This is a genomic window from Polynucleobacter sp. AP-Reno-20A-A9, from assembly GCF_018882085.1.
Classification (GTDB): domain Bacteria; phylum Pseudomonadota; class Gammaproteobacteria; order Burkholderiales; family Burkholderiaceae; genus Polynucleobacter.
This window is the reverse complement of sequence record NZ_JACVPB010000006.1, coordinates 74,915-97,388: the sequence shown is the minus strand read 5'-3', so window position 1 is coordinate 97,388 and position 22,474 is coordinate 74,915. Positions and strand designations below refer to the sequence as shown.

27 protein-coding genes are annotated in these 22,474 nt (G+C 45.0%); 13 read left to right on the top strand and 14 right to left on the bottom strand.

The features are described from left to right. Positions 1–7: 7 nt before the first annotated feature. Positions 8–1,423: an oxygen-independent coproporphyrinogen III oxidase gene (gene hemN, locus ICN39_RS07200; RefSeq protein ID WP_216233376.1), complete on the bottom strand. Its 1,416-nt coding sequence runs from the start codon at positions 1,421–1,423 to the stop codon at positions 8–10. A gap of 18 nt (positions 1,424–1,441) precedes the next feature. Beyond that, positions 1,442–3,055: an NAD(P)/FAD-dependent oxidoreductase gene (locus ICN39_RS07195; protein WP_216233375.1), complete on the bottom strand. Its 1,614-nt coding sequence runs from the start codon at positions 3,053–3,055 to the stop codon at positions 1,442–1,444. A 120-nt stretch (positions 3,056–3,175) separates the two neighbouring features. On the opposite strand from ICN39_RS07195, the gene ICN39_RS07190 reads away from it, so the two are divergent. Further along, positions 3,176–3,721: a YaeQ family protein gene (locus ICN39_RS07190; protein WP_216233374.1), complete on the top strand. Its 546-nt coding sequence runs from the start codon at positions 3,176–3,178 to the stop codon at positions 3,719–3,721. Between the two features lie 9 nt (positions 3,722–3,730). Beyond that, on the top strand, positions 3,731–4,147 hold the full coding sequence (locus ICN39_RS07185; protein WP_216233373.1) for a putative toxin-antitoxin system toxin component, PIN family: 417 nt from the start codon (positions 3,731–3,733) through the stop codon (positions 4,145–4,147). On the opposite strand, the gene ICN39_RS07180 is transcribed toward ICN39_RS07185, so the two are convergent. After that, entirely contained in the window at positions 4,142–5,140 is a 999-nt protein-coding gene (locus ICN39_RS07180; protein ID WP_216233372.1) for an LLM class flavin-dependent oxidoreductase, read from the bottom strand. The two genes, ICN39_RS07185 and ICN39_RS07180, sit on opposite strands and share 6 nt — an antisense overlap. Positions 5,141–5,173: 33 nt before the next feature. Here ICN39_RS07180 and ICN39_RS07175 point away from each other — a divergent pair, with 33 nt between their 5' ends. From ICN39_RS07175 to ICN39_RS07165, 3 genes are read left to right on the top strand one after another with little or no spacing between them, the layout of a single operon-like run. Beyond that, a complete protein-coding gene (locus tag ICN39_RS07175) occupies positions 5,174–5,395 on the top strand; it encodes a hypothetical protein (RefSeq protein ID WP_216233371.1) in 222 nt (73 codons plus the stop codon). Positions 5,396–5,405: 10 nt separating this feature from the next. After that, positions 5,406–5,606: a SlyX family protein gene (locus ICN39_RS07170; RefSeq protein ID WP_216233370.1), complete on the top strand. Its 201-nt coding sequence runs from the start codon at positions 5,406–5,408 to the stop codon at positions 5,604–5,606. Between the two features lie 60 nt (positions 5,607–5,666). Continuing rightward, positions 5,667–6,014, top strand: coding sequence for a phage holin family protein (locus ICN39_RS07165; RefSeq protein WP_216233369.1), 348 nt, complete (start codon positions 5,667–5,669; stop codon positions 6,012–6,014). Between the two features lie 25 nt (positions 6,015–6,039). Here the strand turns inward: ICN39_RS07165 and ICN39_RS07160 are convergent, their stop codons facing one another. After that, on the bottom strand, positions 6,040–7,839 hold the full coding sequence (locus tag ICN39_RS07160; protein WP_216233368.1) for an AsmA family protein: 1,800 nt from the start codon (positions 7,837–7,839) through the stop codon (positions 6,040–6,042). Positions 7,840–7,905: 66 nt separating this feature from the next. On the opposite strand from ICN39_RS07160, the gene ICN39_RS07155 reads away from it, so the two are divergent. Then, positions 7,906–8,247 carry a zinc ribbon domain-containing protein YjdM gene (locus ICN39_RS07155; RefSeq protein WP_216233367.1) on the top strand — a complete coding sequence of 114 codons (342 nt, stop codon included), beginning with the start codon at positions 7,906–7,908 and terminating at the stop codon, positions 8,245–8,247. A gap of 39 nt (positions 8,248–8,286) precedes the next feature. Here the strand turns inward: ICN39_RS07155 and ICN39_RS07150 are convergent, their stop codons facing one another. Then, positions 8,287–8,502 (bottom strand): YdcH family protein, encoded by a 216-nt coding sequence (locus ICN39_RS07150; RefSeq protein WP_216233366.1) that lies wholly within the window; start codon positions 8,500–8,502, stop codon positions 8,287–8,289. 217 nt (positions 8,503–8,719) lie between these two features. Between ICN39_RS07150 and ICN39_RS07145 the strand changes: the two genes are divergently transcribed. Further along, positions 8,720–9,598: a hypothetical protein gene (locus ICN39_RS07145; protein ID WP_216233365.1), complete on the top strand. Its 879-nt coding sequence runs from the start codon at positions 8,720–8,722 to the stop codon at positions 9,596–9,598. Positions 9,599–9,630: 32 nt separating this feature from the next. Here ICN39_RS07145 and ICN39_RS07140 read toward each other — a convergent pair whose 3' ends face one another. From ICN39_RS07140 to ICN39_RS07115, 6 genes are all read right to left on the bottom strand, one after another. Further along, positions 9,631–9,888 (bottom strand): hypothetical protein, encoded by a 258-nt coding sequence (locus ICN39_RS07140; protein ID WP_216233364.1) that lies wholly within the window; start codon positions 9,886–9,888, stop codon positions 9,631–9,633. A 55-nt stretch (positions 9,889–9,943) separates the two neighbouring features. Beyond that, complete coding sequence (locus ICN39_RS07135; protein WP_216233363.1) at positions 9,944–10,312, bottom strand: hypothetical protein; 369 nt, start codon at positions 10,310–10,312, stop codon at positions 9,944–9,946. A 114-nt stretch (positions 10,313–10,426) separates the two neighbouring features. After that, positions 10,427–12,490 (bottom strand): NosD domain-containing protein, encoded by a 2,064-nt coding sequence (locus ICN39_RS07130; RefSeq protein ID WP_216233362.1) that lies wholly within the window; start codon positions 12,488–12,490, stop codon positions 10,427–10,429. 118 nt (positions 12,491–12,608) lie between these two features. Beyond that, positions 12,609–13,652 (bottom strand): ACR3 family arsenite efflux transporter, encoded by a 1,044-nt coding sequence (arsB, locus tag ICN39_RS07125; RefSeq protein ID WP_216233361.1) that lies wholly within the window; start codon positions 13,650–13,652, stop codon positions 12,609–12,611. Beyond that, positions 13,649–14,128, bottom strand: a complete 480-nt coding sequence (locus ICN39_RS07120) for an arsenate reductase ArsC (RefSeq protein WP_216233360.1) — start codon at positions 14,126–14,128, stop codon at positions 13,649–13,651. The genes arsB and ICN39_RS07120 overlap by 4 nt, the downstream gene beginning before the upstream one ends. After that, positions 14,125–14,454 carry a helix-turn-helix transcriptional regulator gene (locus ICN39_RS07115; RefSeq protein ID WP_216233359.1) on the bottom strand — a complete coding sequence of 110 codons (330 nt, stop codon included), beginning with the start codon at positions 14,452–14,454 and terminating at the stop codon, positions 14,125–14,127. The genes ICN39_RS07120 and ICN39_RS07115 overlap by 4 nt, the downstream gene beginning before the upstream one ends. A 161-nt stretch (positions 14,455–14,615) precedes the next feature. On the opposite strand from ICN39_RS07115, the gene ICN39_RS07110 reads away from it, so the two are divergent. Then, entirely contained in the window at positions 14,616–14,906 is a 291-nt protein-coding gene (locus tag ICN39_RS07110) for a serine/threonine protein kinase (RefSeq protein WP_216233358.1), read from the top strand. Beyond that, entirely contained in the window at positions 14,906–15,679 is a 774-nt protein-coding gene (ppk2, locus tag ICN39_RS07105; RefSeq protein ID WP_216233357.1) for a polyphosphate kinase 2, read from the top strand. The genes ICN39_RS07110 and ppk2 (ICN39_RS07105) overlap by 1 nt, the downstream gene beginning before the upstream one ends. 4 nt (positions 15,680–15,683) lie before the next feature. On the opposite strand, the gene ppk2 (ICN39_RS07100) is transcribed toward ppk2 (ICN39_RS07105), so the two are convergent. Together ppk2 (ICN39_RS07100) and ICN39_RS07095 are read right to left on the bottom strand one after the other, a co-directional pair. Further along, the gene (gene ppk2 / locus ICN39_RS07100) at positions 15,684–16,589 is read right to left on the bottom strand and encodes a polyphosphate kinase 2 (protein WP_216233356.1); all 906 of its coding nucleotides are present in this window, start codon (positions 16,587–16,589) and stop codon (positions 15,684–15,686) included. Between the two features lie 50 nt (positions 16,590–16,639). Continuing rightward, positions 16,640–17,434, bottom strand: coding sequence for a 1-acyl-sn-glycerol-3-phosphate acyltransferase (locus ICN39_RS07095; RefSeq protein ID WP_216233355.1), 795 nt, complete (start codon positions 17,432–17,434; stop codon positions 16,640–16,642). Between the two features lie 104 nt (positions 17,435–17,538). Between ICN39_RS07095 and ICN39_RS07090 the strand changes: the two genes are divergently transcribed. From ICN39_RS07090 to ICN39_RS07075, 4 genes are read left to right on the top strand one after another with little or no spacing between them, the layout of a single operon-like run. Further along, entirely contained in the window at positions 17,539–18,348 is an 810-nt protein-coding gene (locus ICN39_RS07090; RefSeq protein WP_370623703.1) for a UDP-2,3-diacylglucosamine diphosphatase, read from the top strand. Next, a complete protein-coding gene (locus tag ICN39_RS07085; protein WP_216233354.1) occupies positions 18,345–19,373 on the top strand; it encodes a glycosyltransferase family 1 protein in 1,029 nt (342 codons plus the stop codon). The genes ICN39_RS07090 and ICN39_RS07085 overlap by 4 nt, the downstream gene beginning before the upstream one ends. Positions 19,374–19,385: 12 nt before the next feature. Further along, the gene (locus ICN39_RS07080; RefSeq protein WP_216233353.1) at positions 19,386–19,790 is read left to right on the top strand and encodes a diacylglycerol kinase; all 405 of its coding nucleotides are present in this window, start codon (positions 19,386–19,388) and stop codon (positions 19,788–19,790) included. Between the two features lie 19 nt (positions 19,791–19,809). Next, the gene (locus ICN39_RS07075) at positions 19,810–20,733 is read left to right on the top strand and encodes a GNAT family N-acyltransferase (RefSeq protein ID WP_216233352.1); all 924 of its coding nucleotides are present in this window, start codon (positions 19,810–19,812) and stop codon (positions 20,731–20,733) included. A 70-nt stretch (positions 20,734–20,803) separates the two neighbouring features. Here the strand turns inward: ICN39_RS07075 and ppx are convergent, their stop codons facing one another. Beyond that, on the bottom strand, positions 20,804–22,366 hold the full coding sequence (ppx, locus tag ICN39_RS07070; RefSeq protein ID WP_216233351.1) for an exopolyphosphatase: 1,563 nt from the start codon (positions 22,364–22,366) through the stop codon (positions 20,804–20,806). Positions 22,367–22,474 lie beyond the last annotated feature (108 nt).

Here is a 22,474-nt window from a genome sequence, read left to right as displayed (position 1 = left end):
CTTACCCTTACAGAACCTTGGAATAGGTCCCTTTAGCTTGAGATTCTCTGAGGTGTCGATCAAAAGTCATAGCTACTCTTCTAGCCAGGAGACGGCCCTTAGTAGGAACCACGATGCTCTCGCCCTCCCAGTCTAAAAGACCGGCCTCTTCCAGGCCCTTGAGCTCCTCTATCTCCACTTTAAAGTAATTCGAGAAATCAATTTGATGCGATGTCGCGAATGTTTTGGTATCTAAAGCAAATTGACACATCAACTCACCAATTAACTCGCGGCGCAGAAGATCATCTTTATCAAGGCGCAAACCTCTAAGTACTGGTAAGTGCCCGTTATCTAGCGCCTCGTAATATTCATCCAGAGTACGAACATTCTGGGAGTAGCAATCATCTACCTTGCCAATAGAAGAAATTCCAAAAGCCAAGAGATCACATTCCGCCTGCGTGGAGTAACCCTGAAAATTGCGATGAAGATTGCCTTCTTTTTGGGCGATGGCCAATTCATCATCTGGTCTAGCAAAATGGTCCATACCAATAAAGACGTAACCAGCCTCACCTAAACGCGCAATGGTGTTAGACAGGATATCCAGCTTATCAGCCGCCGCCGGTAAATCAGCCTCAGCAATACGGCGTTGCGGCTTAAAAATATGTGGCAGGTGTGCATAGTTATAAACAGAAAGGCGATCAGGGCTCATTGCCAATACCGCATCGACTGTTTCTTTAAAAGTCTCCGGCGTTTGCTTTGGTAGTCCATAGATCAAATCCACGCTTCTGGATTTAAATCCATACTTTCTAGACCAATCCATGACAGCCTGGGTCTCTTCAATCGTTTGCACGCGATGAACTACCTCTTGAACTGCCAAGTTGAAATCCTGGACACCTAAGCTAATGCGGTTAAAGCCCAATTCAGCCAAGAGTGCAATGTCTTGCTCAGTAACGCGGCGCGGATCAATCTCAATCGAATACTCGCCACCAGGCAACAACTCAAAATGCTCGCGAGTGTGCTGCATCAACTCGATCATCTCTTCATGAGATAGAAAAGTGGGGGTGCCACCACCCCAATGCAATTGCGTTACTGGAATTTTATTCTGGGCGCCCATGGTCTTAGTAACCATAGCCATTTCTTTGGCGAGGTACTTAATATATTTGGCGCTCCGTCCATGATCCTTGGTGATGATCTTGTTGCAACCACAGTAATAGCAAATATTGGGGCAAAACGGCAAATGAAAATATAAGGAAAGCGGCTCATTCGCTTTGGCTACCCGCTCTAGCGCTCCTAGATAATCAGACTCAGAAAAGTCACCATGAAAACGATCTGCACTTGGGTAAGAGGTATAGCGCGGCCCATTAATATCAAACTTTTTCAACAACTCCGGATGAAACAGAACCTCTTTTTCTTCGGTCGATGAATGAGTTACTGAAGAATTCATGGGGTTCTTATGTGATGTTTACTTTGACAAATAGTCTAGGGCCACTGCTTCTGCTACTTTAATCCCATCAACACCAGCAGATAAAATTCCACCGGCATAGCCTGCGCCCTCACCTGCCGGATATAGGCCTTTGATGTTCAGGCTCTGATAGTTAGCGCCTCGAGTAATTCGTAAAGGGGAAGAGGTGCGAGTCTCTACGCCAGTTAAGACTGCATCTTTCATAGAGAAGCCTTTGATTTGCTTCTCAAAAGCAGGAATCGCCTCGCGAATCGCTTCAATTGCATAGGCAGGCAAGCTTGCTGCCAGATCGGTTAAATGAACCCCAGGCTTATAAGACGGCATGACGCTACCGAACTGAGTGGATGGCTTACCCTCTAAGAAGTCACCAATGAGCTGGCCGGGTGCTTCGTAAGTTCTGCCACCCAATTCAAAAGCTTTTGATTCAATAGCACGCTGAAACTCAATGCCTGCTAATGGGCCACCTGGGTAATCTTCTGGAGTAATACCAACAACAATGCCCGCATTGGCATTGCGCTCGTTGCGAGAATATTGACTCATGCCATTAGTAACCACACGATTGGGCTCGGAGGTAGCCGCTACAACAGTCCCACCCGGGCACATACAGAAGCTATAGACCGAGCGGCCATTTTTGGCGTGGTGGACTAATTTGTAATCTGCCGCACCAATTAACTCATTGCCCGCATGAGGACCCAAGCGTGCTTTATCGATCAGGGACTGGGGATGCTCTATCCGAAAGCCAACAGAAAAAGGTTTGGCCTCCATGAAGACGCCAGCATGATGCAAGGCTTCAAATGTATCGCGCGCACTGTGACCAAGGGCCAAGATCACATGGTTAGCAGCTAGATCTGCCTGCCCTTCTATTTTGACTCCGGTAATTTGCTCATTCTCAATATCAAAGCCAATCACCTTTTGCGAGAACCGAATCTCACCACCTAAGTCAATAATTTCTTGACGCATCTTCTCCACCACGCCAACCAAGCGGAAGGTGCCGATATGCGGCTTAGCTACATAGGTAATTTCTGCGGGAGCGCCGGCTTTCACAAATTCATGAATGACCTTGCGCCCATAAAACTTGGGGTCTTTAATCTGACTGTACAACTTACCATCTGAAAACGTACCAGCCCCACCCTCTCCAAATTGAACGTTGGATTCTGGATTTAAGACATTCTTACGCCATAAGCCCCAAGTATCTTGAGTGCGTTCACGAACTTTTTTGCCGCGCTCAAGGACAATCGGCTTAAAGCCCATTTGCGCTAACAGCAAAGCGGCAAAAATACCGCATGGGCCAAATCCAATGACTACTGGACGCAGCGCTTTTCCAGAGTCTATGGTTTCAGGGGCTTTTGCTATAAAGTGGTATCTCGTATCCGGGGATGGCTTTACATGAATATCACCAGAGAATTGTTTTAGGAGAGCATCTTCATCTTTTACAGATAAATCAACCGTATAGATAAAAGAGAGCGCAACGTTTTTTCGGGCGTCATAGCTACGCTTGAAGACCTCAAATTGGACTAAATCTTTCACGTCTAAATTGAGGCGCTTCAATATTGCCTTCTCCAAAGCTTCAGGAGCGTGGTCAATTGGTAGGCGTAATTCAGTAATACGGATCATGGGTTTTACGGTACACAGTAATTTGAGGCATTTCCAGGCTCATCAGGAGCCACAAGCCAAATAATACTGGTTATAAGCTGACTCGGGCCAGGAGTTGCTTCATAAAGGCGATAATACGTTATGGCTCTACGCGCAACTATCCACAAAGTCGACCTTCATGTCGCAGATTCTGACCGCCACTACTATGGCAGCCATTCTTTAACTATTGCAAAGCACCCTTCTGAGACCGAGCAGCGGATGATGATCCGCATCATTGCCTTTGCATTGCAGGCAAATGAGGACTTAGTATTTACAAAGGGTTTGAGCGATACCGACGAACCCGATCTTTGGATCAAAGATCTTACTGATGCAATCAAGTTGTGGATTGAGATCGGTCAACCAGACGAACGCCGTATTCTGAAAGCCTGTGGTCGTGCCGATCAAGTGATTGTCTATTGCTATGGCGGACACACCAGCAAGATCTGGTGGGACGGCATTGCCAATAAGCTAACTCGTGCTCGCAATTTACAAGTTGTCTCTATTCCAGCAGAACAGGCTGAAGAGCTGAACAAGTTGGTGGAACGCAGCATGGTGATTCATATCAACGTTCAAGATGGTGAGGTCTATGTTTCCTCCGATAAAGGACAAGTCACCATTACTCCCGAAATTTGGCGCAGCAACCAATAGGCATTAGAAATGAAGGTTGTGGTTTTCGACACTAATGTCTTGCTAGATCTTTTTGTCTTCAATGACTTTAGGGCACTTCATTTAAAACAAGCATTGATTGATGGCAAGATAGACGCCCTAGCAACCCCAAGTACTTTAGAAGAATTTGCCGATGTGATTGCCCGCCCCCTATTTGCGCTCGACGAAGCACAACAAGAAAAAATTTGCCTGCAATGGCAAGGCTTGGCGAGAATACTTGACGACACAAGCTTGGTTAAAGCACCTTGGGCATGCCAAGACCCGGATGATCAAGTCTTTTTGGACCTTGCTTACACTGCAAAGCCTTGCAACCTAGTTAGCAAAGACAATGCAGTATTGCGGTTTGTGAAACAGGCTGCAAAAGAACAAGTACTCATTACCGCAGATTACAACTTAGCAGCCTTATAGACTTTGAGCAGCCTGTGCGGCTATCTCAAATGATCTGAGGCGAGCCTGGTGATCAAAAATTTGCCCAGTCAAGATCATTTCGTTTGCGCCAGTAAGATCTAACCAACGTCGCATCCCCTTCTTCACTGTCTCTAACGAACCAACAACTGAGACCTGCAGAGTATAGTCCGCTGCTGCTTGCTCATGAGGCTCAAAAAATTCATTCATGTCAGCGATTGGGGGTGGTAATTGACCGCGAGTATTACGCCGCATCCTGACAACATTCTGCTGCAGAGTGGTAAATAGATGTTGAGCTTCTTCATCAGTATCGGCCGCCACTACATTCATCACGAATGCTGAATAGGGTTTAGCTTGTTGAACCGATGACTTAAAGAGCTCACGATAAATCTTCATTGCTTCTAAGAGTTGCTCTGGTGCAAAGTGTGAAGCAAAGGCATAAGGCAAGCCAAAGTGAGCGGCTAACTGAGCGCCATACAAACTAGAACCCAAAATCCAGATGGGAACATTGGTATCCATTCCCGGTATCGCTTTTACGGACTGCCCTTCTTGTAGTGGGCCAAAATAATGCTGTAACTCACGGACATCCTGCGGGAAGCGATCATCGCTACCCAATAAGTCTCTACGCAATGCCCTGGCAGTCATTTGATCAGTGCCGGGTGCACGACCTAGGCCAAGCTCAATTCTTCCTGGATATAAAGCTTCTAGGGTGCCAAATTGCTCAGCAATCACCAAGGGAGCATGATTTGGCAGCATGACACCACCAGAGCCCACTCGAATATGGAAGGTGCCAGCAGCGATATAGCCAATCAAGACTGCAGTTGCAGAACTCGCATTGCCTGTCATATTGTGATGCTCCGCTACCCAGTAGCGGGTATAGCCCCATTTTTCGGCATGCCTTGCCACATCCAAGGAGTTACGAAGTGCATCAGCCGCAGTAAAACCCTGGGGAATCGGAGATATATCTAGAATGGAGTATGGGATGGAATTTGCCATCGCTAGATCATACCGAGAAAGTGCATTGTTGACATGAGTAAACCCAAAATGGCTGACCCTGACGATGGCCTCTTTAAGCCAGGCAGCAAATTGAGACACATCAAGACCGGTGGTTTTTATAAAGTGGTTTTCTTGGCCAACGTAGAGGCAACCCTCGAGCCAGCCTACGTTTACGAATCTATGCAATCCCATGATTTTTGGATTAGGCCCAAAACCGAAATGGAAGATGGGCGCTTTGAGCTTATCGCAGAATAGAAAGTCAGATATGACAGAAGAACGCATCACCAATTTAGAAATCAAACTGAGCTTCACAGAAGACCTCATTGAGAAGCTCAATGAGACCGTCTACAAACAGCAACAGCAAATCGAATTTCTGTATCGTGAATTAAAGGCAATTAAAGAACAAGCCAGTAGCAGTGGTGGCGGTGTTGCAAGCTCTCAAGATGAAATACCCCCGCACTATTAATCAACTGCTAATATAGTCATTAGGCATAAACCCCTTACAACATAAGCAAAGGAATCATCTATGAGCAACTTAACGCTATTTCTAGTCCAGTGGGGCCTAACATCTTTATCCCTTTGGGTTGCCAGTTATATTTTTAGTGGCTTGCGCTTTGCGGATGGTGGCTCATTATTAATTGCCGCCCTACTCTTGGGCTTTGCCAATGCAATCGTTAAGCCTTTGCTGATTCTTTTCACGTTGCCATTGACGGTAGTAACCATGGGACTCTTCTTGCTAGTGATTAATGCTTTGGTATTGATGCTGGTTTCTGCATTAGTGAGCGGCTTTACGATCTCCAGCTTCTGGACCGCATTTTTTGCCAGCATCTTTATTTCATTATTCAGCCTCTTTGTAAGCGGCTTGGTTTTCTAAGAAATTTTCTTAGACCCAGTCTCTCTTACTTGCTTGCAGGATAGATATCAGACCAAGAGTGCAGCGCTGTTTTACAGGGTTGCGACTTGGTCGCCAATGATTTAGCATTTTCCGCTGCGATACTAATACCGCCGGTTAAGAAGCCTAGTCCAATTGAGACGGCGCTATTCACCACCCCCGCCTTATTCACTCCGGCCTGCGGGTTTTTCAGGGTTCCCTCAATTTTGACAAGGCCACCCAAATCAAGACCCGTTGTAAGGCCTGATTTTTCTCTTGGGTTAATGCTGATATTAAGCGCCTCGTTTGCGAGATTGATGGTGCCCGCCAGAGTGATATCGAGACGATCGGTCTCAACTCCAACTGAATTCTGAATATTGACCATCCCACTATTAATGGGTAAGTAGGCAACCGCACAATCTAAAGTAGTTTGATTGGATTTCTTGTACATCGGATTAATTGCATCCACTACGGTAATAACAAAGTCTCCGCCCTTGTTAATAAATTTGGAATCAAGCTTGCTTTGTCCTACTGAAATCTGAATAGCGCCATTAGCTCGACTTGCCATTTGATGAAGGCTCATACCGCTGCCCTGTAAGTTCCAGGCTACTTTCGTATCGCCACCCGAAACTCGGGCACTTGAATCAGTGACAGCAATCACCTGCTCTAGGGAAAAGTCTTTAGCAATACCCTTCACAGAAACCTTGGGTGCAAGGCTGGCGAACTGAGTAATAGAAAGCTGCGCTTGGGCGCTTCCCTTACCTACATTAAAGCTGACATCGCTCGCATCAATTCTATCCTTCTGAAATTGCAGTGTTGTTTTGAAGTTAGTAAATGGGGCCTGATGCGGAATCCCAAGCTCAGCAATATTGATATGAATCAGGCCATCAGCTAAAGGCAAAAGATCAAAAGGTAGCGCGTCATCGGAGAACAAATACTTTCCTTGGGCCTTGTGTATGGACGCTTTTGAATTTTTTCCAGCTGATCCAGCTATAGCTGCAGAACCAGCTAAAGGCACTAAATCAAAGGATTTTGAATTGAGATTGATATTGAATTTTGGCAATAGATTTGGCTTTTTATCAATGTCTCCCGTAATTGCAAGCGACTTACCATTTAAGGTTAGGACTAAATCGAGATCTATTTTGACTGGGAATTGATTCCAGGCAAAGTAAGCATTGCGCAGTGAAGTCGTTTTACCTTTTAGGCTCAAGGTGTAGTTAGCGCGCTGAACATCTACCAGAATCGTAGATTTACCATCGCCACCATCTAAAGAAAGTTTAGGCATGCTAATTGGAGTGGCTACTTTTTCTCTGTCCTGATAATTGATACGGGCATCCACAACATCAACAGTCTTAATAGACACAAGTACGTTATCAGAAGAATCACCACTTACTGATTGCGCCCCCGGCCCGTTGGCAGGCAGCGCAGGCGGCGTGAGATTCCAATTACCCTCTCCAGCATTATTGGTTTGTAAGTTTGCCTCTAGCCCACTGATACCTATCCTGCTGATTTCAACGCTACCTTTCAACAACGGAAATAATCGAATATCTAACTCAATATGCTTGAATGTAAACAGATCGGGATTGTTTGCCCATGAAGCATTACTCAAAGACACCTGTTCAGCTTTGACGCTGATCGATGGGAAAAGACTCAGGCTTACTGGCCCAGCGATTTTCAGCTCGCGTCCAGTAGCATCTTTGACTGAAGAACTGAGGAGTCTGGTTAATTGCGCCGGATCAATCGAGGATGCCGCATACCAGCCACCGAGAACTGCCGTAGCAAGGCAAGCCATAAAAGCAATCAGAGAAATCTTCAGGGTTTTATTCACCTAACCATTCTAAATCCACTACTGACTATGAGCCAAGACCAGCCACCCTTGGATTAAAATGAAGGCATGAGTACAGATAATCTACCGAAGTGTCCTGCTTGCCAGGAAGATATGACCTACCCTGATGGTGAAAACTATGTTTGCGCCCAGTGCGGACATGAATGGCCCATGGCTGCTGCAGAAGAGGCTGAAGCTGGCCTCATCGTGAAAGATGCCAATGGCAATCTTTTAGCGGATGGCGATACTGTCACCCTCATTAAGGACCTCAAGGTCAAAGGCTCTTCCACCACCCTGAAGGTCGGCACCAAGATTAAAGGGATTCGTCTGGTATCCGGCGATCACGAAGTTGATTGCAAAACAGAAGCAGGCAATATGCTACTCAAGGCCTGCTTCCTGAAAAAAGCCTAGTTTTACAGGAATCTAGGCCTTTTCTAATTCCACAGAAACTTAAGCGCCTGCCTTTTTAAGGACGGCATAAATCTGGTCCTTCAAAAGGAGCTTTTCCTTTTTCAAGGTCTCAATTTCTTCTGGAGTGCTCGGCTCTGAATGGGCTTCCATTTTTTGGATCTTTTGATCTAAATTATTGTGCTTATCAAATAAATGCGAGAAATGACGATCTGACGTTTTCAACTTGGTGATGAGTTCGCGATATTCAGGAAACATAGGTCCTCTTGATATTTAGGTTGCACAAAAATTCACGCTTTTAGTGTAGCAACCCCGTATCCCAAGAACAATGCCTTCCGCCATCTATTTATTTCATCCCCACCCTTGCAATCCGCAGGAGAAACCCCATATAGAAAAAGCGAATTCCCGAGAGAATTTGCAGTAATATCAGATAGTGCCTTAAGCACGATAACTACCGAAAGAAGGGTAATAAACCATGGCTACAAAGAAGTCTCCAGCAAAAAAGAAAGTAGCTACCAAGGTGGTAAAAAAAGCCCCTGCAAAAAAAGCCGTCAAGAAGGTTGCCGCTAAAAAAGTAGCAAGCAAAAAGACAGTCAAAAAGGTAGTGAAAAAACCAGCAGCCAAGAAAGTGGCCGCAAAGAAGCCTGCTACCAAAAAAGTAGCAGTTAAAAAATTAGCGTCAAAGAAACCTGCGGCCAAAAAGCCCGCAGCTAAGAAAGCTACAAAAAAGACTGCAAAACCAGCTTCATCTAAATCTCCTAAGGTAGACCAATATGGTCTTGAGCAAGATGATGAGTTTTACGGTCTGTATTTTGCGAAATCCACTAACAAGGGAATGGTTGAAGTAAAACCCTGCACCTTCTCGCTGATGTATTGGTGGAAAGGCTTGCTTGGCTACCCTGACATGATCGAGATCTCCAAAGGCAGCAATACTGCGATATTGCAGTTTGAGTCTACATTTGGTGGTGGCGATTCTGGCGAGACAGAGTTAACTGAAAAAGATGTACTGGATATTGATCACATCATTGAAGTAGATGAAGAGGAAATGATGATCTCCCTCTATTCTTATGTTCCAATCCCAGTACCCGAGAAATTGGTTGGGGCCTTGAGTCTTGCTGTTCTTAACATCAACCCAGAAACTCGCTATGGCAACCTAGAAATCTGTCCAACCGAGAATGAAGATGGTGTAACTGAGCATTTCTTGCGCTACCGTGCAGCAACTTATTTGCGTGGCATTAAGTCTGGCAAAGTGGAAGCAATCGAGAGCATGGTTACCAATGGATCTGAATTCTTTGGTCTTGCTTTAGATGCAATGTGCGTCAATAAGTCGATTAAGAAATGGTTGCTTAGCTAAGAGCCAATCAATGGCGAACTAACTAATCGCCACTATCTGCAAAGATAGATGTAAGTTAAGGGAAAACGGTCATTGACCGTTTTTCTGCTTTCTACAATCGTCGCAGTTCTCTTCCCTTGTTTTTTACATTCCTCTAGCGCTACTTCCTGCGCTTCATTTTCTTTTGCATCTTTTGGTGCATGAACACCAACCGTGCCATCAGATTGTTTGTACACACCAAACTGACTGACTGGTGTTGAGCAGGCCGCTAACATCAGGCCTAGAAAAACCACTAAGTAATGACGTACCATTTTCAATGCCGCCTAAAAGTAAGGGATAGGTTGATTCTATCCTAGGGCACCCTAATTACTGAGCCGCCCTACCCCCAGGCCGATATTGGTCCATCACTGCATCAAGGCTGTTATTGGTAATACCTGGATTGGCTCGTTGCAGACAGCTTAAAAGCACTTGCTTATTGGCATGCTTCTGATTGGAGCCAGGCAAAGACCCTTGAGGCGCCGGATTGACATTATTAAAGCAAGCCCTAAATTGATCTGGCGTCACACCAAGACCGCGACTAATTTGATCGATGGGTCTGTGGGGATCATCTCGCATCATGCCCCCTTGAGGCGGTCTGGGGATCCCTTGTTGCAACATCATTTGGGGTGGCATTTGTGCGAAAGCAGCAGTTGATAACACCGCCGTTACCAATAGAGCAATTAGATAATTTTTCATCGCTTGTTCACTTTTCACCCTAAGGTACTGGAAAATAAAAAGCCAACTAATCGGCGACTGGTTGGCTTTTATAAATCAACAACAACTTAAGAAAATTCTATATCAAGGGTTACATTAAGGATTATTTGGGGTGGTCACATTACCCGAACCAGAACTTGTTACACGAATCGGAAGTAATGTATTGGGAAATAGCCCCGCAACCAAATTACCGACAATAGAACGTTTACCGTAACCAAAGTAATTTCCTTGAACGGTATTGTTAAATGCAGTATCAGCAATAAGAACGCCGTCCCCTGTATTTCCGCTGATCACACTAGACATAGCAGTGTATGAACTGGAAGGTGTATAAGCGATAACAGAGTTATTGTTACTTCCTCCGCCAATATAAATACCACCCAGCCCATTACCAAAAGCGGAAACCTGAGTGGTTCCAAGGCCGATTACAGAGTTAAATACAGTATTGTTATTTGCAGTGCCGATAATTTCAATACCGAATCTTGCGTTGCCAGAGAAGGTATTTTGCGGAATAACAGAATTGTTGTAACCGCCAATATAGTTCCCATGGGCAGTTCCCGCAATGTAAACCCCGCTACCGCCGTTACCAGCACCATTGGCACCAGGTCCATTAGCAAGAGCACCCGTACCTTCAGTATTCAGGCCAACCACGTTAGGATCGACAGTAACACCAGATGCGTTTCCAGAAATCTCAATGCCATGATGCATATTTCCAGAGAATACGTTAGTGCGAACTAAATTGTTACCGCCAGTAGAATCAATTGTGATCCCGTTTCCACCATTGGGAGCGGCACCCTGAAAGGCGTACAAACCACCAAAGGTATTAAAGGTGGTAAAGCCACTAGCAGTTCCTGAAACCTTAATACCATCAAGCGTATTGCCAGCTGACACGTTACCCAGCGGGATTACACCGCCAACCTGAACGCCTGCAGAGCTACCGTCAACCAAGATGCCGTGGCCGCCATTTGGAACCATGGATGCATTGTTTGCACCAGCGCCAAAGAAGTTAGCCTGGACCAAAATTGCATTGGAGTCGGCTATATGCAAACCATTGCCTCCATTGCCGCTCAATACGTTGTAATAAATAAATGGGTTGTCTTCAAAAGTACAACCAATCAGTTGATTATTATTCGCATTGCGAATCAATACACCATCTAAAGTATTGCTAACAGCTGCAGTACCAACGTTATTAGTACCGATAAAGTTGCCGCTTAATACCGTTAACTCCGAACCGCCATCAATAAGCACTCCATTGCGAGAATTACCGGAAATCAGATTACCTAATGGCGGAGCAATTGAAACAATCGGAACTGTGCCCTTGTTACCCGTTGGGTTATTAGTTTGCCCAGTAGCGGAATTGACATAAGCAGTACCGCCAATAGTGTTATCAACCGCATAATAAGTTACATAGATACCGTTAAAACCGTTAGCAATCTTAGCTGTGCCTGCTGGATTGGTACCAATGGCATTTGCCTGAATCTTGTTGCCTGCGCTGCCATAGATCTGGATACCATTCTGCGTATTACCGGAAATCACATTAGAGTAAAGACCAGAGATACTGTTTGGGTTTGTGCCAATAACGTTGTTAGTAGAAGAAGCGGAAATATAAATACCGTCTTTTGCATTGCCAGCAGCCGCACCACTTAAGTTAAGGCCGATGTAGTTTCTTAATAAAACGATATTGCCCGCATTTAAGGTAATGCCATTTGAATTAGATCCAATGATTGACAAAGCATAAATGCCAGAACCCGCTGAACCACTATTAAACGTAAAACCTGAAGCAACGTTATTGAAGTTCACCGCAACTAATGGCGCAGTAGTGGTATTGCCGGCTACATACCCAGGAGCAGTACCGCCATCAATTAATACTTTCTTTGTAATAGCAGGCAAATCGCTTGCAAGGGTGATTACACCCGCTACAGAAAAAGTAATACCTGAATATTGGGTGCTAGATGAACTATTAACTGAGGTAATAGCCTCACGCAAGGATCCAGCGCCAGAATCGTTAGTGTTGCTCACAACATAAAAGACGCTCGGAGTTGCGACAGCAGAACCACTGCCACTATCACTACCGCCACCACAGGCAACCAAACCAAGCGTTACTAATGCCAAGAAACTCAGGGAAATATAACGCCAAAACTTGAGAGTAATAGAGGTAGACATGCGGATGACGCTTTCTGTAAATAAGGAAATCTGATTCTACATTCCCTCCAGGGCTAATCCTCTTTATTTGGGCACAATTTTGAATATAAACCCCATTTGGCGGCCCTAATCATAGGTTTTAGGCCTGAAAGAACTCATCCTTAAGCCATAAAGCAACCGATACCAGCCCAACCATGATGGGCACTTCTACCAAGGGCCCAATCACTGCCGCAAAGGCTGCTCCAGAGTTAATCCCAAATACCGCAATTGCTACTGCAATGGCTAACTCGAAGTTGTTACTAGATGCTGTAAACGATAAAGTGCAGCAGCGTTTGTACTCAATGCCCATTTTGATGGTGATGAAGAATGTCAGTAAGAACATCACCACAAAGAAGGCTAGCAATGGAATTGCGATGGTAATCACATCCATTGGCAACTGAAGGATGAGTTTTCCCTTCAAGCTAAACATCACGACGATAGTAAATAGCAGCGCCACTAGAGTGAGCTTACCGACTCTAGGAACGAAAGTATTTTGATATATCTCTTTTGAGACAAATTTGAGAGCAATATATCTAGTTAAGAATCCTGCAACACAAGGAACCCCCAGATAGATGGCAACCGTCTTGGCGATCTCGCCAATCGTGATGTTGACAACAGAGCCCGCAAATCCAAAATACGGCGGCAGAACGGTTAAGAAGAAATAGGCATATAAGCTAAAGAACAGCACTTGGAAGACGGCATTAAAGGCTACCAATCCTGCAGCATACTCAGTAGATCCTTTAGCAATGTCGTTCCAAACAATCACCATGGCGATACAAGGCGCTATCCCAATCAAGATCAGTCCAGCCATGTATTCCGGTTGATTAGGAACAAAGAGTATGGCCAGGAAGAACATCAAGGTAGGTGCCACAATCCAATTGAGCAAAAATGCTAAGCCAAAGATCCGCTTGTCTCTGAAGACGTCAGGTAAGTCTTCGTACTTCACCTTAGCAAACGGTGGATACATCATCAATATCAATCCAATAGCGATTGGAATATTCGTCGTTCCAGATTGAAAGGAATTAATGAACCCCTCTACCCCCGGAACAAAATATCCCAAGCCAATCCCTACTGCCATAGCAGTAAAAATCCAAACAGTAAGGTATCGATCTAAAAAGGAAAGTTTGCTGGTAACTGTACTCATAATTTGTGATGAATTTCTTGAAGGCTGAGTGAATTGAGTCGATCCAAAGGCATATCCGCCAGCAGATCAATGCGCTTTTTTAAGCCAATCATGACTTCTTTAAATGCGCGGCGTTTATCGTCATCCGTGCCAGACACTTGTGATGGGTCCGGGAAGCCCCAGTGGGCAGTAGCCGGTTTACCAGGCCAAAATGGGCATACTTCACCAGCGGCATTGTCACAAACCGTAATAATGAAATCCATCTTTGGGGCATCTGGCAAACCAAATTCATCCCAAGACTTAGAGCGCAATTTAGATTCGTCGTAGCCCATCTGCAAAGCCAACTCACGTGCAAATGGATTTATCGAGGTTCCTGGAGTTGAGCCTGCTGAGTAGCCAACGAACCTACCGCTAGGATGCATTGAAGCAATGGCCTCCCCCAAGACAGACCGAGCAGAATTATGAGTACACAGAAAGAGAATGTTGAACCGCTTCATTTAGCCTTCGCCTTTTTAAAGATCGAAACTGGAGCACATGATTTGCCGCCGCAACAGTTTTCAAGCAAGAACCCGCTTAACTCTTGGACCAAATTGGCATTGGGTCGATATATGAGATTGCGACTTTGACGCTCTACTGACAATAATTCAGCGCCCACCAGCTCTTTGAGATGAAAACTGAGCGTGGCATTAGCAATGCCTAGTTTTTCAATAATCTCGCTAGGTGTTAAACCAGTATCTCCGCGCTGAACTATCAAACGAAAAATATTCAAGCGGGTCTCTTGACCTAGAGCGAGAAATGCTTTGATGGCATCAGGATTTTTCATATTTCCAATTATATGGAAATATATATGTCAACTTTATGACCATCAATGTCACAAAACTGACATATAAGTGTCACATATGCTTGAAAATAGAGAAAATAAACCGTAGGATTGACCGAAGAGATACATCAATACAACAATTACCAATCTACCCAGGAATCAGCATGAGCCAAAAGAAATTAGTCAAACAGCTATTAAAAAAACTTGATAAATTAGAGTCCGATAGAGAGAAGCTTATCGATAAGCTTGCTAAGGCATTGGATAAGTTAGATAAAAAGGCAGCCCCTAAAAAGACCCCAGCCAAGAAAGTAGCAGCAAAAAAGGTTCCTGCGAAGAAGGCACCAGCAAAGAAAGCGGCTGCCAAGAAAACTCCCGCGAAGAAAGCACCTGCTAAAAAAGCTGCTGCCAAAAAGACGTCTGCTCCAAAGCCAGCCAATACAAATGAAGCAAACTAATGGGCCAAAAAGGCAAAAATAAGCTAGAGCAATCTAGCTATGATGACCAACTTCGTTTATTGCAAATTGAGTTGGTAAAGTTACAAAATAGTCTGATCAGTAATGGCGATCAAATATTAGTTATTCTTGAAGGCCGCGATACGGCAGGCAAGGATGGCACCATTAAAGTCATTACGCAGCACTTAAGCCCCAGAGAAACTCGTGTGGTTGCCCTCGGAAAGCCATCTGATAGCGAATCTGCTGAATGGTACTTTCAAAGATACGTAGCCGAGCTCCCCAAGAAGGGTGAGTTTGTTCTATTCAATCGCAGCTGGTACAACCGCGCCGGTGTTGAGGTGGTGATGAATTTCTGCACCAAGGCACAGTATGCCAACTTCATGGGAACCGTAAATGAGTTTGAGTCCATTCTGGCCAGCTCAGGCATGACTATTCTCAAATACTATTTAGATATCTCTAAAAAAGAGCAGGCTGTTCGTCTTGCGGATAGGTCTAAAGACCCCCTTAAGCAATGGAAGATCAGCCCGATTGATCAACAGGCGCAGCAAAATTGGAATGCCTATAGCAAGTGTAGGAATGACATGCTAGAAAAAACCAGCTCTAAGCATGCGCCTTGGATCGTCGTGAAAGCGAACGATAAGAAAGTAGCTCATATCAATATGATTCAAGACATTCTATCAAGGGTCTCGTATCCAGGAAAAGATAAAAGCTTACTAAAGGCCGATAAGGATATCGTCTTCAAATGGGATGGCAAACTATCTAAGCTCGAAAAATAAGCGCTTAGAACACTTCAGGAACATACATCTCAGGCGGCACTGGCCCGCGCAGATAATCCGGGTTATGAACACGTTTTGGCAAAGTAATCTCTGGGTGATCAATCTCTTGATAAGGGATTTGATTCAGTAAATGCGTAATGCAGTTGAGGCGTGCCTTTTTCTTATCATTGGCTGCAACTACCCACCATGGAGCTTCAGGGATATGTGTTCGCTCAAGCATGGTTTCTTTGGCCTTTGTGTAGGCCTCCCAAAGTCTTCTTGCCTCCAGGTCCATTGGGCTTAGCTTCCACTGCTTCAATGGGTCGTGAATGCGCATCATGAAGCGGTTGTACTGCTCATCATCAGAAATGGAGAACCAATACTTGATTAAGATAACGCCTGAACTAATCATCATGCGCTCAAGATCGGGAACCGTTCTTAAAAACTCTTCGTACTCATCATCAGTACAGAAACCCATTACCTTCTCAACGCCAGCACGGTTGTACCAACTGCGGTCAAAGAGAACAATTTCGCCGCCAGCAGGCAACTGTGAAATATATCGTTGAAAGTACCACTGCGTCTTTTCGCGCTCGTTGGGTGCGGGTAAGGCAACTACTTTACACACTCGGGGATTCAGTCTTTGGGTAATGCGCTTAATGGCCCCGCCCTTACCAGCAGAATCTCGCCCTTCAAATAGGACTGCTACCTTAAGCTTATTCTCTACTACCCAGTCTTGTAGCTTTACTAACTCGCCTTGGAGCCTAAAAAGCTCACGGAAATAAACATTACGTGGAATCTGGGATTTGCTATCGCCATCAGGAGATAGGCGATCGTCGTCAAGCTCCATCTCAAGCTCTTCATCCATGCTATCCAGAATCTCTTCTTGCGCACGGCGATACCACTCGGCCATCTCGTTATGTTTTGATGTCATCAGCTTCCACTCCTGAGATCCATTTATAGCTAGAAATGATGACACATTTATTACATCAAGAGCTGATTGCCCTTTAATTGATTAGAAATCGCCTCTTGGCTATGTAAGGCTAGCCACTTACGGTCTTTAGATGCCTCAGGACTAGCTCCTGAGGGTGGCAAGAAGGTCAGCTCCACAACCAGCTTTCGATCCTTCAAGATCCTAGCCATGGATTCGAGCAACCCCATATCACCCACAAAAGCTGCCACTTCACATCGCTCACCCGATACCAATGATCTATAGGCAATTGCCAAGGAATAGACCGGAGCCTGAGCAATAACAGCCGATTCAAATAAATTGGGTTTGAATGGCAGGATGCCCTCACCTACCGTGGAGGTGCCCTCCGGAAAAATGCAGACAGACTGGGTTTTGAGAACCTTTGCCACCTCGTTCGCAACATGCCTTCCATGGCGAGAGTTATCGCGTTTGATAAATACCGTACCCAATTGTTTGGCCATCCATCCAAATATGGGCCAACCTTCTACATCGGACTTTGCTACAAATCGAATAGGCTTAAAAGCATTGATAGCGTGAATGTCCATCCAAGAAATATGGTTTGATGCCAGCAGGTAGGGGGTAGTAGGAAGAATTTCTGGATTCCTAAATCTTAATTCAATGCCAAAGATAGATAACAGTCTTTTTGACCATTTCTGAATATGCGTATTTTTAGTTTCCTGAGTGGCAAATGGAAACTGAAAAAATAGAGTAGCCAATCCAGCAATCACATGACTCCACACTAAAACCCATGACCATGCAGTTGCACCAAATTGCACAGGGGAATGTTTCGAAGGTTGATTCTGACTCATATGAGTTAAGAATATAAATCAATTGTAAAAAATAATTGCATCGTCATGAAACTGTCTTAGAACTGTCATACCGGCTTCATACTCAGTAGGCTTAATACTGTTTCATGATGCATTACAAAGCCATCTGGATTTCAGACGTACACCTAGGAACATCAGGGTGTCAGGCAGACTACCTTCTCGATTTCCTAAAGCATAACGAAGCAGACAAATTCTACCTAGTTGGTGACATTATTGATGGCTGGAGACTAAAGAAGTCTTTCTACTGGCCGCAATCACATAATGACGTTGTTCAAAAGCTCTTGCGTAAAGCTCGCAAAGGTAGCGAAGTGATCTACGTACCCGGAAATCATGATGAAAGCGCCAGACAGTTCTTTGGACTTTCTTTTGGCGATGTCAAGGTAGTTGAAGAAGTGATTCATACAACCGCGGACGGCAGAAAACTATGGGTAACGCATGGCGATCAGTTTGATGGCGTGATGCAATACGCCAAGTGGCTTGCTTACGTTGGCGACAACCTGTATTCGTTCATTCTTTACGTGAATCGTTACTTCAATATGGTCCGCGCCAAGATGGGATTGCAGTATTGGTCGCTATCTCAATATCTGAAGCACCAAGTCAAGAATGCTGTCAGCTATATCGCCGACTTTGAGCACATTATGGCCAGGGAGGCTCGCCTAAGAGGCTGTGATGGCGTGGTATGCGGACATATTCACAAAGCAGAAATTCGTGAGATTGATGGCCTGCTGTATTGCAACGATGGTGATTGGGTCGAGAGTCTAACAGCCCTAGTTGAAACACAAACAGGTGAACTCAAAATCATTCACTGGACACAGATCAAGGGTGAGCCAGTTGAGTCACCTCAAATCACCCTTCAACCCACTATCGAATCACTCATTAAAGAGGCTGTGCTATGAAAATTATGATTATTACGGATGCATGGGATCCACAAGTTAACGGCGTTGTTAGAACCTTGAAACAAACCCGCACTGAATTAACCGCTATGGGACATGAAGTGGAGATGATTACTCCAAACGGATTTAAATCAATCCCCTGCCCCACCTATCCCGATATCGCACTCTCATTATTCCCAGGCAAAGAGGTAGCTCGCCGCATTAAAGAGTTTGCTCCTGATGCGATGCATATTGCTACTGAAGGCCCTCTAGGCTTATCGGCTCGTGCCTACGCAGTCAAAAATCGCCTGCCATTTTCTACCGCATATCACACCCGCTTTCCGGAATACGTCAAAGCGCGTACCGGCATTCCTTTAGCAATTACTTATGCATTTATTCGCTGGTTTCATAAACCGTCAATGGCTGTTATGGCCCCAACAATTGTAGTTAAGGATGATCTAGAGGCCTATGGTCTAGATAATGTGGTGTTGTGGTCAAGAGGCGTTGATCTAGATATTTTTAAGATGCAGGATTCAAAAGCCTTAAATACCGCACATCCCATCTTTTTATATGTGGGTCGAGTTGCTGTTGAGAAAAATATCAACGCATTTTTAGAGATTGATTTGCCAGGTTCGAAGTGGGTGGTAGGAGACGGTCCAGCAATGGCTGGCATAAAAGAAAAATACCCAGAAGTGAACTATCTGGGAGTGCTACAGCAGCATGAGTTAGCAAAAGTCTACGCGGCGGCAGATGTATTTGTATTTCCTAGTAAAACCGATACATTTGGCCTGGTGTTACTCGAGGCCATGGCATGTGGCACTCCAGTAGCAGCTTACCCAGTAACCGGCCCTATTGATGTGCTGGGAAATTCTAATTCAGGCGCTATGAATGAAGATCTTCGTGAAGCTTGCATGCAGGCTCTCAAGATTCCCCGTGAAGCAGCACGCGCACACGCCGAGAAATTCTCATGGAGAGCTGCTTCTGAGCAATTTGCCAATCACCTCAAGCCCGTACCAACTACAGAAGTTCACGCAACAGCACTAGCCTAAAGAAAATCCAGCTTGAACTCTCCATATCACATAGATCAAAATCCCCATAAGGGCAATCGAGGTCTTGCCAGAGCATGGCATGCAGCCAAGAACTCTTGGTGCGGCTTAGTTTATGCATTCATGGAGGAAAGTGCCTTTAGACAAGAGCTCACTTTATTTGTCTTATTAACACCAGTTGCCCTCTTGTTACCGATAACACTATTAGAGAAATCATTACTAATCTCTTCCTTGATGATGGTGCTCGTTATTGAACTATTGAACTCCAGCGTAGAAGCGGCTATCGATCGAATCTCGTTCGACCACCACGATCTCTCTAAGAGGGCGAAAGATTTTGGTAGCGCTGCCGTCATGCTTGCACTATTTGTGGCCGCTCTACTCTGGGCTGCAGTCTGCATCCCCTTGCTTCTAACACTTTAATCACATACTAAGGCCAGCCATGTCTGACATCCCTAATCCAATTGGTTCATTTGAGATTTTCACCCCTAAGAAAGTCAAAGCCTTAAAAAGAAATAGGCCAAACCCACTTAAAAAACTCTCTAAAAAGTTGGCCAAGAAGTTTTTTGGCAAGAAGTTTGTGACAAAGACAAGAGCTGAACTCAGAGAAGTAGAATCCATTCCTGCCGTTCAGATCGATAAGCCTAAAAAACTGGCATTTCAAATTGTTTGGGCAAGTACACCAGGCGAGATTAAAGAAGCACAAAGATTGCGCTATAAAGTATTCGCTGAAGAAATGGGTGCTAATCTCCCCAAGAACGCAGAAGGCTTAGATGTTGATGAATTCGATTCCTATTGCGATCATCTATTGATTCGTGATCAAGATAGCCTGAAAGTAGTTGGCACCTACCGCGTACTACCGCCACACAAGGCCCAAGAAATCGGTCGCCTTTATTCTGATTCTGAATTTGATCTAACCCGTATTAACCACCTTCGCCCTAAATTGGTTGAGTTGGGCAGATCTTGCGTTCACCAAGACTATCGCTCAGGCGCAGTCATTATGGCCCTTTGGAGTGGCCTGGCTCAGTACATGCAAAAGAATGGGTATGAAATTATGCTGGGCTGCGCTAGCATTCCGATGGCTGATGGTGGTCACTTTGCAGCGAGCCTCTATAACTCCCTGGGCAATGATCAAATGGCGCCAACAGAATTCCACGCCTTCCCGCGACTCCCTTTACCCCTAGAAAAATTGAATGGCGGCTTAGATGTACAGCCCCCACCATTAATCAAGGGCTACCTAAAACTTGGGGCAAAAATTTGTAGCGCCCCAGCCTGGGATCCAGACTTCAATACGGCTGACTTATTGACTATGCTGCGCCTTTCAGAAATCAACCCGCGCTATGCAAAGCATTTTTTAGGTCTGTAAGCTTCAAGTAGAAGCTCTTAAGAAAAAAGCCACTTCGTATCGAAGTGGCTTTTTGTTCTGATCTTGATATCTACTTAAAGCTGACTTGATAAGAGCGCCCGACCCTTTCCCATTCTGCCGCTTCTTTCAGAAGACTAAATTCCGTCAAGGGATGCTCGGCAATCCATTCCTTGGATAGGCTAACTAAATACGAACTGTCATGCTCAGAAACTTTTACCTTGGGAAAATTGGCATCATTTCGACCACGACAAAGTACTTGGGCAAGACGCAAACAAAAGAGCATGCGCCAGTCTTCAAAGCTAGCGTTATTCGCCAGCTTTCCTAATTTGCCAGTATGCCCAATGAGTAAAGCCGCAAGTCTTGCCTGGTCATTCTTAGAAAAACCAGGCATATCGGCGTTGCCCGCAATATAAGCGGAATGTTTGTGATAGCCATTGTGGGAGATTGATAAGCCAATTTCATGCAAATTAGCTGTCCACTGCAATAAGGCGATGTTGTCAGCCCTACTCTCCGATTCCGGTTTTGGTAATTGCTGTAAAAAATCAGCAGCCAATTTACCAACCCGATCAGCCTGCTCTCGATCGACGGTATAGCGTTGCATAAATTGCTCTACGGTGACATAGCGCATATCGTGGTGTTGTGATCGACCAAGCAAGTCGTATAAGACCCCGCTACGTAATGCAGCATCGGTTACTTCCATTTCTTCAATGCCCAATTCATCAAATGCTGCCAACATAATCGCCAAACCACCAGGCCACACTGATCTTCTATCGTCCTTCAGACCCTCTAGCTCGACTTGATTTACATGTTCATATTTCAGCAGGTGTTTTTTGAGATTCTTCAAACCCTCGCGGGTAATGATTCCACTTGCGCTATTGACGCGGCCCATCGTTAAGCCATCACTACTTCCATTGAAGTGATTGTTCCCAATGAGATCAGCTAAAGCTCTAGCAGTGCCAGAAGAGCCAATAACCTGCTTCCAACCGCTTTTTAAATAAGCACCCGAAATCACCTGTATTTCACGGCGAGCCGCCAACTCAGCCTCTTTAAAGGCGTGGGCATCGATATTTCCTTTAGGGAAAAAGCGCATGCTATGAGAGACGCAGCCAATATAGAGGCTTTCCATCAGCTTTGGCTCATAGCCTTTGCCAATAATGAATTCAGTAGAACCACCACCAATGTCAATCACGAGTCTATTGCCTTGAACGGCTGGAACCTCATGCGCTGCCCCTATGTAGATGAGTCGCGCCTCTTCTACACCAGCAATCACTTCAATTGGAAAACCTAATGCCTCTTCTGCATCCTCTATGAATTGTTGAGAATTTTTGGCAACTCGCAAAGTATTGGTTGCCACCGCCCGAACATTGGCGGGATCAAAGCCACGAATACGCTCACCAAAACGTCGAATAGCAATCAAGCCACGCTGATAAGCATCATTGCCAAGTAATTTATTTTCAGTAAGGCCAGCAGCCAAGCGGACTGTTTCACGCAAGGTGTCTATAGGGCGCAACTGAGTGCCGGAGGGCGTGTTTACCGCTTGAGCTACCAGCATGCGAAAACTATTCGACCCCAAATCAACCGCAGCAACAAGGTCTGCTGAATGAACTAACGGATCTACGGGATTGCTAGCCAAAATACTCCCCAAAAATGGAATGCTGTATCAATTATGTCTATTTTATGTAAAAACCATGACATCTTGATGAAATCAACAGCAAGCCTTTGTGGCTGGGATAGGTGAGCC

Coding starts and splice junctions, on each gene's coding strand:
- ICN39_RS07145 (WP_216233365.1), top strand. CDS start 8,720: ATGGCTACAAAGAAGTCTCCAGCAAAAAAGAAAGTAGCTACCAAGGTG.
- ICN39_RS07175 (WP_216233371.1), top strand. CDS start 5,174: ATGAGTAAACCCAAAATGGCTGACCCTGACGATGGCCTCTTTAAGCCA.
- ICN39_RS07170 (WP_216233370.1), top strand. CDS start 5,406: ATGACAGAAGAACGCATCACCAATTTAGAAATCAAACTGAGCTTCACA.
- ICN39_RS07135 (WP_216233363.1), bottom strand. CDS start 10,312: ATGAAAAATTATCTAATTGCTCTATTGGTAACGGCGGTGTTATCAACT.
- ICN39_RS07085 (WP_216233354.1), top strand. CDS start 18,345: ATGAAAATTATGATTATTACGGATGCATGGGATCCACAAGTTAACGGC.
- ICN39_RS07120 (WP_216233360.1), bottom strand. CDS start 14,128: ATGAAGCGGTTCAACATTCTCTTTCTGTGTACTCATAATTCTGCTCGG.
- ICN39_RS07090 (WP_370623703.1), top strand. CDS start 17,539: ATGATGCATTACAAAGCCATCTGGATTTCAGACGTACACCTAGGAACA.
- hemN (WP_216233376.1), bottom strand. CDS start 1,423: ATGAATTCTTCAGTAACTCATTCATCGACCGAAGAAAAAGAGGTTCTG.
- ICN39_RS07180 (WP_216233372.1), bottom strand. CDS start 5,140: ATGGCAAATTCCATCCCATACTCCATTCTAGATATATCTCCGATTCCC.
- ICN39_RS07095 (WP_216233355.1), bottom strand. CDS start 17,434: ATGAGTCAGAATCAACCTTCGAAACATTCCCCTGTGCAATTTGGTGCA.
- ICN39_RS07155 (WP_216233367.1), top strand. CDS start 7,906: ATGAGTACAGATAATCTACCGAAGTGTCCTGCTTGCCAGGAAGATATG.
- ICN39_RS07150 (WP_216233366.1), bottom strand. CDS start 8,502: ATGTTTCCTGAATATCGCGAACTCATCACCAAGTTGAAAACGTCAGAT.
- ICN39_RS07190 (WP_216233374.1), top strand. CDS start 3,176: ATGGCTCTACGCGCAACTATCCACAAAGTCGACCTTCATGTCGCAGAT.
- ICN39_RS07115 (WP_216233359.1), bottom strand. CDS start 14,454: ATGAAAAATCCTGATGCCATCAAAGCATTTCTCGCTCTAGGTCAAGAG.
- ICN39_RS07130 (WP_216233362.1), bottom strand. CDS start 12,490: ATGTCTACCTCTATTACTCTCAAGTTTTGGCGTTATATTTCCCTGAGT.
- ppk2 (WP_216233356.1), bottom strand. CDS start 16,589: ATGACATCAAAACATAACGAGATGGCCGAGTGGTATCGCCGTGCGCAA.
- ICN39_RS07195 (WP_216233375.1), bottom strand. CDS start 3,055: ATGATCCGTATTACTGAATTACGCCTACCAATTGACCACGCTCCTGAA.
- ICN39_RS07110 (WP_216233358.1), top strand. CDS start 14,616: ATGAGCCAAAAGAAATTAGTCAAACAGCTATTAAAAAAACTTGATAAA.
- ICN39_RS07140 (WP_216233364.1), bottom strand. CDS start 9,888: ATGGTACGTCATTACTTAGTGGTTTTTCTAGGCCTGATGTTAGCGGCC.
- ICN39_RS07185 (WP_216233373.1), top strand. CDS start 3,731: ATGAAGGTTGTGGTTTTCGACACTAATGTCTTGCTAGATCTTTTTGTC.
- ppk2 (WP_216233357.1), top strand. CDS start 14,906: ATGGGCCAAAAAGGCAAAAATAAGCTAGAGCAATCTAGCTATGATGAC.
- ICN39_RS07165 (WP_216233369.1), top strand. CDS start 5,667: ATGAGCAACTTAACGCTATTTCTAGTCCAGTGGGGCCTAACATCTTTA.
- ICN39_RS07075 (WP_216233352.1), top strand. CDS start 19,810: ATGTCTGACATCCCTAATCCAATTGGTTCATTTGAGATTTTCACCCCT.
- arsB (WP_216233361.1), bottom strand. CDS start 13,652: ATGAGTACAGTTACCAGCAAACTTTCCTTTTTAGATCGATACCTTACT.